The organism is uncultured Stenotrophomonas sp., assembly GCF_963519125.1.
Classification (GTDB): Bacteria; Pseudomonadota; Gammaproteobacteria; order Xanthomonadales; family Xanthomonadaceae; genus Stenotrophomonas.
This window is the reverse complement of record NZ_CAUQLJ010000009.1, coordinates 143,963-156,461: the sequence shown is the minus strand read 5'-3', so window position 1 is coordinate 156,461 and position 12,499 is coordinate 143,963. Positions and strand designations below refer to the sequence as shown.

The 12,499-nt window shown below is 67.9% G+C and carries 10 protein-coding genes and 1 pseudogene; 8 read left to right on the top strand and 3 right to left on the bottom strand.

Features of this window, described 5'->3' with window-relative positions; all coding sequences use genetic code 11:
- Positions 1-23 precede the first annotated feature (23 nt).
- From RYM47_RS09965 to RYM47_RS09935, 7 genes and pseudogenes are all read left to right on the top strand, one after another.
- Positions 24-1,511: a serine hydrolase domain-containing protein gene (locus RYM47_RS09965; RefSeq protein WP_315387593.1), complete on the top strand. Its 1,488-nt coding sequence runs from the start codon at positions 24-26 to the stop codon at positions 1,509-1,511.
- Positions 1,465-2,192: pseudogene (locus RYM47_RS09960) on the top strand (M15 family metallopeptidase). The gene RYM47_RS09965 and the pseudogene RYM47_RS09960 overlap by 47 nt, the downstream one beginning before the upstream one ends.
- Before the next feature lie 43 nt (positions 2,193-2,235).
- On the top strand, positions 2,236-2,613 hold the full coding sequence (locus RYM47_RS09955) for a hypothetical protein (protein WP_315387592.1): 378 nt from the start codon (positions 2,236-2,238) through the stop codon (positions 2,611-2,613).
- 218 nt (positions 2,614-2,831) lie between these two features.
- Positions 2,832-3,245 (top strand): calcium-binding protein, encoded by a 414-nt coding sequence (locus RYM47_RS09950; protein WP_102946612.1) that lies wholly within the window; start codon positions 2,832-2,834, stop codon positions 3,243-3,245.
- A 135-nt stretch (positions 3,246-3,380) separates the two neighbouring features.
- Entirely contained in the window at positions 3,381-4,130 is a 750-nt protein-coding gene (locus tag RYM47_RS09945) for an HAD family hydrolase (RefSeq protein WP_311183644.1), read from the top strand.
- 4 nt (positions 4,131-4,134) lie between these two features.
- Complete coding sequence (locus RYM47_RS09940) at positions 4,135-4,689, top strand: hypothetical protein (protein WP_315387591.1); 555 nt, start codon at positions 4,135-4,137, stop codon at positions 4,687-4,689.
- Between the two features lie 214 nt (positions 4,690-4,903).
- Entirely contained in the window at positions 4,904-6,271 is a 1,368-nt protein-coding gene (locus RYM47_RS09935; protein WP_315387590.1) for a VOC family protein, read from the top strand.
- Positions 6,272-6,326: 55 nt separating this feature from the next.
- On the opposite strand, the gene RYM47_RS09930 is transcribed toward RYM47_RS09935, so the two are convergent.
- Entirely contained in the window at positions 6,327-7,841 is a 1,515-nt protein-coding gene (locus RYM47_RS09930; RefSeq protein ID WP_315387589.1) for an acetyl-CoA hydrolase/transferase family protein, read from the bottom strand.
- Positions 7,842-8,208: 367 nt separating this feature from the next.
- Between RYM47_RS09930 and glnE the strand changes: the two genes are divergently transcribed.
- Complete coding sequence (gene glnE, locus RYM47_RS09925; RefSeq protein ID WP_315387588.1) at positions 8,209-11,031, top strand: bifunctional [glutamate--ammonia ligase]-adenylyl-L-tyrosine phosphorylase/[glutamate--ammonia-ligase] adenylyltransferase; 2,823 nt, start codon at positions 8,209-8,211, stop codon at positions 11,029-11,031.
- Between the two features lie 290 nt (positions 11,032-11,321).
- On the opposite strand, the gene RYM47_RS09920 is transcribed toward glnE, so the two are convergent.
- Both RYM47_RS09920 and RYM47_RS09915 read right to left on the bottom strand, forming a co-directional pair.
- Entirely contained in the window at positions 11,322-11,876 is a 555-nt protein-coding gene (locus tag RYM47_RS09920) for a queuosine precursor transporter (RefSeq protein ID WP_315387587.1), read from the bottom strand.
- 78 nt (positions 11,877-11,954) lie between these two features.
- Positions 11,955-12,476, bottom strand: coding sequence for a hypothetical protein (locus RYM47_RS09915; protein WP_315387586.1), 522 nt, complete (start codon positions 12,474-12,476; stop codon positions 11,955-11,957).
- Positions 12,477-12,499: the final 23 nt, after the last annotated feature.

Genomic DNA, 12,499 nt, shown 5'->3' with positions numbered 1-12,499 from the left:
TCTCCACCCTGGAATCACCGGACATGCTCGCGCTTCGCCCGTTGCTGTTGACCGTTGCACTGGCTGCGTCACTGCCCGCCGCAGCGTCTGAGCCGTCGACGTTTGCGCCCATGCTCGACAGCACCGTCGAGCAGTACCGTCTCCCTGGCATTGCCATGGCCGTCGTGGAGAACGGCGAGGTCGTGTTCACCGGCACGCGCGGCGAACGCGGCGAGCCCATCAACGCCAACCCCCAGTTCCGGATCGCCTCCAACAGCAAGGCCATGACCGCCGCCGTGCTCGCGCGGCTGGTCGACCGCGGCGTGCTGGCCTGGGACGACCCGGTCATCAAGCACCTGCCACGGTTCCGCATGTTCGACCCGTGGGTCACCGAACACATGCAGGTGCGTGACCTGCTCATCCACAACAGCGGCCTGGGCCTGGGCGCAGGCGACCTGATGCTGTGGCCCGAGCAGAACCAGTACACCCGCGCCGACATCATCGCCGGCCTGGCCCATCTCAAGCCGGTCACCAGCTTCCGCAGCGGCTACGCCTACGACAACCTGATGTACGTGGTGGCCGGCGAAGTGGCCGCCGCGGCCGGTGGCCAGCCGATCGACCAGCTGCTCCGCGATGAGGTATTCGCACCGCTGGGCATGGCCGGGTGCCAAGCGCCCGCCGAGCTTACCTCGCTCGCCGCGGGTGGCATCCGTTGCAGCCTGCGCGACATGACCCGCTGGATGCAGGTGCTGCTGGATCCCACGTTGGTGCCTGGCTGGCTCAGCGACACCCAGCGCCGCGCGCTGTGGACCGCGCACATGCCGATGCCGCTGGGCGAGCGCCAGCGCGCCTGGGACAACGCGCACTTCTCCGCCTACGGCTACGGCTGGCGTTTGTCGGACCTGGATGGTCAGTGGAAGGTGGCGCATACCGGCACGCTGTCAGGCAGCTATTCCTCGCTGGCGTTGTTGCCGGACCGCAGGGTGGGCGTGGTGATCCTGATCGACGGCGAAGGCGAAGATGCGCGCACCGTGCTGATGCAGGCGGCGCTGAAGCAGTACACCGCGCCGGAGCAGAAGCAGACGGTGGCGGGGTATGCGGCGCAATTGCAGGCCGAGCAGGCCAGCCGCCGCAACGCAGGCCATGTACGCCCAAACACAGATGCCCGCACCGCGGTAGAGCCACGCCCAGCGTGGCTGCGCGGCGCCGACCATCCCGCAGCCACGCACGGCGTGGCTCTACAGGCCACCGGCCTCTACAGCGACCCCTGGCTCGGCCAGGCCCGCCTCTGCCCGGAAAACGGCCGCCTCCGCTTCACCGTCGACAAATCGCCCACCCTGCGCGGCACCGTGATGCAGCTCGACACCCGCTGGCTGGTGCAGTGGGATACGCTCGGGGCGGACGCCGAACCCTGGCTGCAGGTGGAGCCGGGCAGCCCGCCCGCGCTCACCCTGCGCGCGATCGATCCGGACATCGACTTCAGCTATGACTTCCAGGACCTGCACTTCACCCGTACCGGCGACTGCCCTTAGCCTGCTGCTGGCGCTGGCAACCCCAGTGGCCCACGCACAACCCGTCACCATCGCACTGGTGCGTACCACCGAGCAGGCCGGCCTGGTCGACATCCGCACCCTGTCGCCGGACATCCATCTGGACATGCGCTACGCCACGCCCAACAACTTCACCGGCCGCCCGGTGCCTGGCTATGACGCGCCCAAGTGCTTCCTGCTGCGCCCGGCCGCCACCGCGCTGGCCCAGGTGGAAGCCGACCTGCGCGAACGCGGCTACGGCCTGCAGCTGTTCGACTGCTACCGTCCGGCGCAGTCCGTGCGCGCCTTCGTCGACTGGGCGCGCGACCCGCTCGAGCAGTCGCGCAAGTCCACGCAGTACCCCAGCCTGGAAAAGCCGGCGCTACTGGGCGAGTACATCGCCGAAACCTCCGGCCACAGCCGCGGCGCCACCGCCGACCTGGGCCTGCTCGACTGCCGCAGCGACCCCTGCACCCCGGTCGACATGGGCACCGACTTCGACTTCTTCGGCCCGCGCGCGCATACCGACGCGCCCGACGTCACCCCGCCCAGCACCAGAACCGGCAGACCCTGCTGCAGGCCATGCAGCGTCGGGGCTTTGCCAACTACCCGCAGGAGTGGTGGCACTTCACCCTCAACCCCGAGCCCAGCCCGCGTACCGCCTTCGACGTCCCGGTGCGGTGAGCCACGCCGCTACAATGCGCGCTCACCGAACGTACGGACCACGATGAACCTGCCGCTGCACTTTGGATTGCTGGGCACGCTGGAAGCCGGGCTGATCGCCCTGCTGGTCGGCCTGCTGGTGTACGCGCTGTGGCACCGTGTGTGCCGCTGGGCCGGCTGGTCCATGGGTTACGCCATCGGCTGGGCCTGCGTCATGGCCGTGGTGATCTCGGCCGGCATCGACGCATGGAAGCTGTTCTACATGGGCGTCGTGCGGCTCGAGTCGCCGTTCTTCGCGCGCATGTACCTCGCCACCATCCATGACCCCAACGAACTGGGCTCGCGCGTAGTGATCGAAGTGGTCGGTGCACTGGGTGGTGTCGCACTGGGCTGGCTTCTGTTCAGTTCGCGCTCAGGCGAAAAAAGCGCCAGCCACGACTGAGTTTTCGTTCGCATCCGGTTAAATCGGGCGCGATTGAATGGGCGCCTTACCAATCACTCACCTGTGCGTAACCACAGCGGTAATGGAGCTCCGGGCGCGTGTGGTTAAGACCGCGTGCGCACGCCAATTCGCGCCCAAGATCGATTCACAAACGCGGTGGCAGTGTGGGGCCGTGCGGAAACAACAGCCGCGCAACATCCCTCAAGGAGACCACCCAAATGACTATTCGCAACCGCAAGCCCCTGATCGCCCTGATGATCGCCGCAGGCAGTGTGCTGGCCATTCCGGCGATGGCCCAGACCGCCCAGCAGAGTGCAGCGCAGGCCCAGACCCAGGCCGCGCAGGCCCAGCAGTCGGCGGCCCAGGCAAGCGACGCGGCTGACGCGGCGACCGGCGCGGCCGCACAGGCCTCGCAGGCCAGTGGCGGTGGTGGCCAGACCTGGGCCAGTGTCGACACCGACGGTGACGGCGCCATCAGCAAGACCGAGGCCCAGGTGAATGCCGGCCTTGCCCAGGTGTTCGACCAGGCCGACACCAACAAGGACGGCAAGCTCACGCCGGACGAGTACAAGGCCTACGTGGCCGCCCAGCAGGGCGCCGCTGGTGGTGGCAACGCCGCTCCGGGCCGCTGATCAGCAGGATTGACGCGCAACTGGCCTGAACCCGCTGGACAATGGTGGATGGCCCCGGGAGGGCGGCTTCGGCCGCCCTTCCTTCTGCCCGATTGCATCATTGGGTCCAACCCCGGCGCTTGCTATCCTTGGCCGATGATGACCTCCATGCCCACGCCCAACGGCGCCATCGGTCTGGTCGGTTTTGACGGTGACGACACGCTGTGGAAGAGCGAGGACTATTACCGCAAGGCCGAGCAGGATTATCTCGACATCCTGTCGCGCTACATCGACGTGCACGACACCGCCACCGCGCGGCACCTGCTGGAAGTGCAGCAGCGCAACCTCGGCGTGTTCGGCTACGGCGTCAAGGGCATGACCCTGTCGATGCTGGAAGCGGCCATCGAGATCACCGAAAAGAACATCGCCGCACGCGACCTGCAGCTGATCCTCGATATCGGCCATGACACCCTGCGCCACCCGGTCGAACTGATCGACGGCGTGCGCGAGTCGGTGGCCGAAATCGCGCGTGATTACCCGGTGGTGCTGATCACCAAGGGCGACCTGTTCCACCAGGAAGCCAAGATCAAGGTCGCCAACCTGCGCGACCTGTTCCCGCGAATCGAGATCGTGTCGGAGAAGGACCCGGAAACGTATGCCCGTGTGCTGGAAGAGTTCGACCTGCCGATGGAGCGCTTCGTCATGGTCGGCAACTCGCTGCGGTCGGACATCGAACCGGTGGTCACCCTTGGCGGCTGGGGCATCCACACCCCGTACGCCGTGACCTGGGCGCATGAAACCCAGCATGGCGTGGCCGACGACGAGCCGCGCATGGTCGAAGCGCCCACCGCATTCGACTGGCCGCAGGCCCTGCGCGCCATCGAAGCGAAGGCCGCCGGCGGCTGAGCCGGTGAAGCGCCTGCGCCCGCTGCTGGTTGCACTGCTGCTGTGGCTGCCGTTGCTGGCTGCCGCACAGCAGACCGCAGACGAGTCCGCCGCGTATCGCGTCGACACGGGCGATACGTGGGTAGACACCCAACTGCAGGACATCAACTACTACGCCGAGCGCTATCCCGAGAGCTTCCTCGACGAAGTGGCGCGCTACGCCGGCGTCTCGCGCGACTACATCGCCGCGCTGTTCTACACCCACAACTGGCAGGCGGGCGACATCTACTTCGCCTGTTTCTGGGCCAAGGCCACCGAGCATTCCTGCCGCGACAGCGTAAAAGCCTGGTCGCGCGCGGTGCCGGAAGAGGGCGAGCCCAAGCGCTGGGCAGACGTCGTCGCCAGCCTGCCCACCACCCCCACCAACCAGCACTGGCGCACCCTGCGCCACGCCATCGTCGCCAGCCACGACCACTGGGACCGCCCGGTAACCCTGGACGCCACCCTGAAAGGCCAGCTCGGCGACCGCGCCCAGCGCGACCGTGCGGCCGCGAACGCCGAGATCAAGCGCGCGCGGTAAGGGCCCGGATATCGAATTGGCATGACGCACGCCGGTAGGGTCGCATCCCAATCGACCGCCGATAACCGCCCCACGCCCGGTAATGGCATGAACATCATCGGGGACGGCTCCTGCCTGGCGGCTCCCAATGCTGCTCTGCACCTCGCCCGATCGCCCGGGCCTGCGCGACAATACGGGATTGCCGTTCCCCCCGTGATCCGTTGCCGAGTACGTAATGAGCGCCGACCGTTTCGTTTCACCCGACGATATCCGCAGCCTGTTCGCCCAGGCCATGTCCACCATGTACCGCACCGAAGTGCCGCTGTACGGCACCCTCGTCGACCTGGTGGCCGAGATCAACGACGCCGTCCTCACCGAGAACCCGGCGCTGGCCGAGCAGCTCGAGCGCAATGACGAGCGCGCCCGCCTCGCCCAGGAACGCCACGGCGCCATCCGCGTCGGCACCGCCGAAGAACTCGCCACCCTGGGCCGCCTGTTCGCGGTGATGGGCATGTACCCGATCGGCTACTACGACCTCTCCGTCGCCGGCGTGCCGGTGCATTCCACCGCATTCCGCCCGCGCACCGCGCCTGCCCTGGCCGCCAACCCGTTCCGCGTGTTCACCTCGCTGCTGCGCCTGGAACTGATCGAAGACGCCGCGCTGCGCGAAGAATCCGCCCGCATCCTCGCGCGCCGCCGCATCTTCACCGACGAAGCGCTGGCCCTGATCGACCAGGCCGAACGCGAAGGCGGTCTCGACCAGAACGACGCCCGCCGCTTCGTGCTCGCCGCGCTGGAAACCTTCCGCTGGCACAGCGACGCCACCGTGTCGCTGGCCACCTACGACGCGCTGAGCAACGCGCACCGGCTGGTCGCCGACGTGGTCAGCTTCCGTGGCCCGCACATCAACCATCTCACCCCGCGCACGCTGGACATCGACGCCGCCCAGGCCGGCATGCTCGCGCGCGGCATCGACGCCAAGGCCGTGGTCGAAGGCCCGCCGCCGCGCCGCTGCCCGATCCTGCTGCGCCAGACCAGCTTCAAGGCGCTCGAGGAAACCGTGAACTTCCCGGACGGCGAGGGCGGCGACGCCGGCACCCACACCGCGCGCTTCGGCGAGATCGAACAGCGCGGCCTGGCGCTAACTCCCAAGGGTCGCGCGCTGTACGACCAGCTGCTGGCCCAGGCGCGCGACGCTGGCGGTGCAGGCAGCACCGGTGACGACTACACCACGCGCCTCGCAGCAGCATTCAGCGCCTTCCCGGACGACCACGACACCCTGCGCCGTGAGGGGCTGGGCTACTACCGGTATGCGCTTACCGAAGCCGGTCGCACCGACCGTGCCGCCGTGGGCGATCTGCCGGCCGAAGCGCTGGTCAGCGCCGGTCTCGCCAGTGCAGATCCCATCGTCTACGAAGATTTCCTGCCGGTCAGCGCCGCAGGGATCTTCCAGTCGAACCTGGGTGGGAAAGAGCAGCGCGCCTATGCCGCGCATTCCAATCGCGATGCGTTCGAAAAGGCGCTGGGAATGAAGGTCGAGGATGAGTTCGTGATCTACGAACGCCTGCAGCAGGAATCGCTGGACAGCCTGCGCATCGGCTGATCGATCACGCGGAACAAAAAACGCCGGGAAATCCCGGCGTTTTTATTGCGTCACGTCAAAACTTCATCGAACCCGTATCCAGCCACCGCTGGTGCCACGACAACGCTTCCGGCAACAGATGCGGCGTGTGCTTGCCGTAACTATCGCGGCTCGCACGCTCGAAATAATCGTTCAACTGATCGCGGAATTCCGGGTGTGCGCAATTATCAATCACCATCCGCGCGCGCTTGCGCGGCGTCAGCCCGCGCAGATCCGCCAACCCCTGCTCGGTCACGATCACCGACACATCGTGCTCGGTGTGGTCCACATGGCTCACCATCGGCACGATCGCCGTAATGGTGCCGTTCTTCGCCGTTGAAGGGCTCAGGAACGCCGACAGGAACCCGTTGCGCGCGAAATCACCCGAACCGCCAATGCCGTTCATGATCCGCGTGCCCATCACATGGGTGGAATTGACGTTGCCGTACAGGTCCACCTCGATCATCCCGTTCATGCCGATGCAGCCCAGGCGGCGCACCAGTTCCGGGTGGTTGGAGATCTCCTGCGTGCGCATGATGATGCGCTCGCGGTAGAAATCGATGTGTTCCTTGAAAGTCTCATTGGCCTGCGGGCTCAGCGCAAACCCGGTGCACGAGGCGTAGCTCAGCACCCCGTCGCGCAGCAGGTCCAGCATACCGTCCTGGATCACCTCGGTGAACGCGCTCAGGTCGCGGAACCCGCTCTTGCCCAGCCCCGCCAACACCGCGTTCGGAATATTGCCCACGCCGCTCTGCAGCGGCAGCAGGTTGGCCGGCAGGCGACCGCGCGCCACTTCGTGTTTCAGGAAGTCGATCAGGTGCGCGGCAATCTGCTCGCTGGTGCTGTCGATCGGACTGAACGGGCTGTTGCGGTCCGGACCATTGGTGCGCACCACCGCCACGATCTTGTCCGGATCGCAGCGCAGCGCGGTCTCACCAATGCGGTCGTTGCCGTGCACCAGCGGAATCGGCTTGCGGTGCGGCGGCAGGGCGGTGCCGTAGTAGATGTCATGCATGCCGTCCACGCCGGCCGGCTGCCAGTCGTTGACCTCGACGATCACCTTCTTGGCCAGGTCCAGCCAGGTCTTGTTGTTGCCCACCGACGTGGAGGGCACCAGCGAACCGTCTTCACGGATCGCCGAAACCTCGATCACCGCCGTATCGATCTCGCCATAGAACCCAAACCACACATGCTGGGCCACGTGGCTGAGGTGGATGTCGATGTAATCCAGCAGCCCGGCATTGATGCGGTTGCGCGCATCCGGGTCGCTCTGGAACGGCATGCGCATCGCGATGCCATCTGCCTTGGCCAGCGCGCCGTCCAGTTCCGGGGCGGTGGACGCGCCGGTCATCAAGCTGATCTGGAAGGGCAGGTTGTCGGCGTGGAACGCCTCGATGCGCTGGGCCAGCGCGACCGGCACCGCCTTGGGGTAGCCCGAGCCGGTGAAACCGCTCATGGCCACCGTTTCACCCGGCTGGATCAGCGCGGCGGCGGCTTCGGCAGATACAACGCGATCGCGCAGACGCGCGTTGGCAATGCGATCAACGGACATGACGACCAGGTATTTCGTGGGGAAGTTCATTATCCGTCATCGCACCCCCCTCCCGGCTGCGACCAAGGTGGAATGGCGTTCGCCCGCCATGTGAGGTGCTATTCAGGTAAATGGGGGCTTCTGTACCCATGAGTATTGTTTTGCAGTGCAGCGTGCAACTTATTCGCGGAGCCTAGAAGATCGCCCTGCATCCCGACGTGGGGGAGGGAGCAGAGCCCGCTGACAGTTCGCTGTTAGCGGGCTTTTTAATGCCTCGCCTCCGGGAATCCGTGCGCCGGTTTGTGCGGCGCGTCGACACGCGCCCGGGGCTGACCGCGTCCCCCGGAACACCGGCCCGTACCCGTCCCGGGTCCCGCATAATCGTTCCATGCCGATCCCCGCCGATGCCGTCCCCGCCGCCCTTGTCCCCCTGGTCGACCGCGCGCTCGCCCGCCTTGCGCTCAGCCTGAACGACTCAGGTTCCTGGCCGCCGCCGGAACCTGTCCTGGCCCAACTCCGCCTGCTCGCCATCACCAGCGACTTCGCCATCGACACCCTGTGCCGACAGCCCGCACTGCTGTCGCATCTGACCCAGAACGACTGTCCCCCGCTGCCGCTCCCGGAGCTGGACCGCCAGCAACCCGCCGACTGGCCGGTCCGCCTGCGCCGCTACCGCACTGCCTGCTCCACCCGCCTGATCTGGCGCGACCTCGAAGGGATGGACGACGTCCCCGCCACCCTGGCCGGCGCCACCCGCCTGGCCGAGGAATGCCTCGCCCTGGCCCTGGCCGCGCTCGAGCAGGAATTCGCCACCCGCCACGGCGTGGTCCGCGCGCCTGACGGCAGCGCCCAGCAACTGGTGGTGTTCGGCCTCGGCAAGCTCGGCGGCGGCGAACTCAACTTCAGCTCCGACGTCGACCTGGTCTATGCCTACCCGCAGGGCGGCGAATCCGATGGCCCACGCCCGCTCGCCGCAGAGGAATACTTCGCCCGCCTCGGCCAGCGCCTGGCCCGCCTGCTCGACGAAACCACCGTCGACGGCTTCAGCCACCGCGTCGACCTGCGCCTGCGCCCGTTCGGCAGCGCCGGCCGCGTCGCGCTCTCTTTCGCCGGCATGGACCAGTACTTCCAGCGCGAAGGCCGCGATTGGGAACGCTACGCCTGGCTCAAGGCGCGCGCCGTGGCCGGCGACATCGACGCCGGCGAAGCCTGGCTGCAGACCCTGCGCCCGTTCGTGTACCGCCGCTACCTCGACTTCACCGCGCTCGATGGCCTGCGCGAAATGAAAGCGGCGATCACCGCCGAAGTCTCGCGCCGCGACATGTTCGACGACATCAAGCGCGGCCCCGGCGGCATCCGCGAGATTGAATTCCTTGCGCAGGCCCTGCAGCTCATCCGCGGCGGCCGCGAAGCCAGCCTGCGCGAGCGCCGCCTGCTGCATGCACTCCCGGCGCTGGTCGCCTGCGGCCAGATGGCCCCACAGGACGGCGACGACCTGCTGCACGCCTACGGCTTCCTGCGCCGCCTGGAAAACCGCCTGCAGATGCTGCGCGACGCCCAGACCCACGCACTGCCCACCGACGCCACCGATCGCCTGCGCATCGCCTGCGGCCTCGGCTACGCCGACTGGGACGCGTTGGTCGCCGCGCTGGACGTGCAGCGCGAAAGGGTCAGCACCGAATTCGGCGCGCTGCTCGCCCCGCGCGCTGGCCAGGCCGCTCCCGACGCGCTCGCCAACTACTGGCGCGGCCTGCCCGACGGCGGCAGCGCCGAGGTGCTGGCCGACGCCGGCTTCCACGACCCCGGTGGCGCCGACCAGTCGCTGCGCGACTTCGCCCAGTCACTGGGCGTGAAGTCGCTCTCCGACAGCGCCCGCGCGCGCCTGGACCGCGTACTGCCCGCGCTGCTGCACGCCGCCACCCGCTCGCCGCAGCCCGACGCCGCGCTCAAGCGCGTGCTCGGCCTGCTGCAGGCGGTCCTGCGTCGCACCAGCTACCTCGCCCTGCTCGACGAACAGCCCAGCGCGCTGGCCCGGCTGGTCGACGTGCTCGCGCGCAGCGCGCTGCTGGCCGAGCGCATCGCTGCCTACCCGCTGCTGTTGGACGAACTGCTGGACGTACGCGTCTCCGGCCCGATGCCCGACGCCGAGGCCATGCAGGCCGAGTGCGATGCCGCACTGGCGGTGGACGACCCCGAAGCCGCCCTGCGCTTGCTCAATGAAACCCGCCTCGCGCTCAGCTTCCGCATGGCCCTGGCCACGCTGGACGGCCGCCAGCGTGCGGTGGACAGCACCCGCCAACTGGCCCAGCTTGCGCAGGCTGTGGTGGTTACCGCTCTCGCCATGGCCGACGCCGACATGCGCCGCGCGCATGGCGAAGTACCGGGCGGGCGGTTTGCCATCATCGGCTACGGCAGCCTGGGTGGGCTGGAGCTCGGCTTCGGTTCCGACCTGGACCTAGTGTTCCTGCACGACCACCCGTCCGACCAGGACAGCAGCAACGGCGCGCGCCCGCTCGACCCCGGCCGTTGGTACGCGCGCTTGGCGCAGAAGGTGATGGCACTGCTTGGGGCGGTCACCGCCGCTGGCCGCCTGTACGACATCGACGTGCGCCTGCGCCCGGACGGCGGCAAGGGCTCGCTGGTGTCCTCGCTGGCCAGCTACACCGAATACCAGCGCGAACGCGCCTGGACCTGGGAGCACCAGGCCTTGGTGCGCGCGCGCGGCATCGCCGGCGACGCCAGTCTGCTCAGCGACTTCGAACAGATCCGTGCCACCACCCTGGCCCGCCCGCGTGAGCGCGAAGTGCTGTATGCGGACGTAGTGAAGATGCGCGGACGCATGCGCACCGAACTGGACCGCAGCGACGCCGCGCGCTGGGATCTGAAGCAGGGTGCAGGCGGCATCGTCGACCTCGAATTCCTGTTGCAGACCGGCGTGCTCGACAGTGCGGGCAGCGACCCGCAGGTGCTGGAGCCGCGCGACACGCCGAGCCTGATCGATGCGCTGGCAGCGATAGCCTGGTTGCCCGGCGGAACGCGCGAAGCGTTGCATGAAGCGCATGCCGCGTTGCTCGACGTAGGCCTGGCCTGCACGCTGGATAGACGCCCGAGGTTGGCGGTTCCCACGCCGGCATTGGAAGAAGCGCAGCGGGTGATCACAGCGGCGTGCGAAGCAGCGGAATTGCCGTTCGGGCCAGCGCCGGCGCAATGACGCGCCGGTGTATGCACGGAACGGCACCGACGCAATGACATGTCGATGCATGCATTGGGCGGAACCGATGCAATGACATGCCGACGCACGCATTGGTAGGGTCGGTTCCCAAACGACCGCCGATAACGGTGCCGGGTTCTATAACGCATGAACCCAGAATCGGAACAGCGCCTCCGTTCGCAGGTGATGCCTCCCCGAACGTGGTCAATGCCCGTGCGGTCGACCGGGGTGCGACCCTACCGCCGATTGCCCGAATCGGCGGATCCTCGAATAGGGCATACGCCGCCCCGTCACGCCACCCGCGGCGCCATCTTCCACAACAACGCGCGGAACGGCGCCAACAGGAACACCCCGATCGCCAGCTTCACCGCCAGATCGCCGGCCGCCCAACTCACCCACGGCAGGCTGGACCCTGCAAACGCGATGCTCCAGAAAATGGCCGTATCCAACGTCGCACTGCACGTTGTCGCCACCATCGGCGCGCGCCACCAATGCCCACGGCGCAGCCGGTCGAACACGGTGATGTCCAGCAGCTGCGCGGCAATGAACGCCAGGCACGACGCCACCGCAATGCGCGGCGTGGCGATCCAGAAACTCAGCACCACCGCCAGCGCAAACCCCGCCCACGCCACCCGCCGCGCTGCCGCCGGACCAAACCGGCGGTTGATCAGGTTGCTTACCAGGAACGCCACCGGGTAGCTGAAGGCGCCCCAGGTCAGCCAGTCGTTGATCGGGTACTGCACCAATACGTTCGAGCCCAGCACCACCGCGCCCATGGCCAGCACCGCCAGCAGCAGCGAGCGGGCGGTCAACGGGGCGAACACGATTGCAGGGCGCGCGGTCATGGCGAACCAGTGGGGTAGACAGGGAAGCGGCGGATTATCCCGGCTCGGGGCGGCCGCAGCCACCCCGCAGCCGTTCAGTCACCAGCGTTCGCTCAGGTTGCTCGCCGCCGCATCGGTGGTCGGCATGAACGCCAGCGCCGTGCCCTGGGCGTCGGCCACCATCCAGCCGGCGCCGGTCTCGGTGGGGGTGAAGGCCAATACATCGCCGACATTGGGCGTCGGTGCGGGCGTCTCGCCGCCGGCGGGCCAGTGCACCACCGCCAGGTCGTTCGGGGCTTCCGGGTTCTTCAGCGAAACCTTGCAACCACCATCGGCCTGCTTCTCCACCTTCTCCACGGTCAGCGGCGGCAGCGGTCCCGCCTTGCCTTCCTTGCCGGCGCCTTCGCGCTTGGCCGCGCTGCGCCGCTCCGAGCTCTTGGCCGAGCCCTTGAACCCGGCCACTGTCAGCCACACCGGCGCGGTGATCACCGCGATGCTCACATACGAGCCCAGCGCCGCGTAGCTGCTGGCCACCTGGCTGGGCGTGAAGTGCTGCGCGCCCGCCGGCGGTGCTGCAATGGCCACGCTCAGTGCCATCGCCAGGATCGAAAAACGCTTCATGCCAACTCCTTCTACATAGGCAG

Excerpts from the sequence above, each read along its gene's own strand:
- RYM47_RS09965 (WP_315387593.1), top strand. The coding sequence starts at position 24 with ATGCTCGCGCTTCGCCCGTTGCTGTTGACCGTTGCACTGGCTGCGTCA.
- RYM47_RS09955 (WP_315387592.1), top strand. The coding sequence starts at position 2,236 with ATGAACCTGCCGCTGCACTTTGGATTGCTGGGCACGCTGGAAGCCGGG.
- RYM47_RS09950 (WP_102946612.1), top strand. The coding sequence starts at position 2,832 with ATGACTATTCGCAACCGCAAGCCCCTGATCGCCCTGATGATCGCCGCA.
- RYM47_RS09945 (WP_311183644.1), top strand. The coding sequence starts at position 3,381 with ATGATGACCTCCATGCCCACGCCCAACGGCGCCATCGGTCTGGTCGGT.
- RYM47_RS09935 (WP_315387590.1), top strand. The coding sequence starts at position 4,904 with ATGAGCGCCGACCGTTTCGTTTCACCCGACGATATCCGCAGCCTGTTC.
- RYM47_RS09930 (WP_315387589.1), bottom strand. The coding sequence starts at position 7,841 with ATGTCCGTTGATCGCATTGCCAACGCGCGTCTGCGCGATCGCGTTGTA.
- glnE (WP_315387588.1), top strand. The coding sequence starts at position 8,209 with ATGCCGATCCCCGCCGATGCCGTCCCCGCCGCCCTTGTCCCCCTGGTC.
- RYM47_RS09920 (WP_315387587.1), bottom strand. The coding sequence starts at position 11,876 with ATGACCGCGCGCCCTGCAATCGTGTTCGCCCCGTTGACCGCCCGCTCG.
- RYM47_RS09915 (WP_315387586.1), bottom strand. The coding sequence starts at position 12,476 with ATGAAGCGTTTTTCGATCCTGGCGATGGCACTGAGCGTGGCCATTGCA.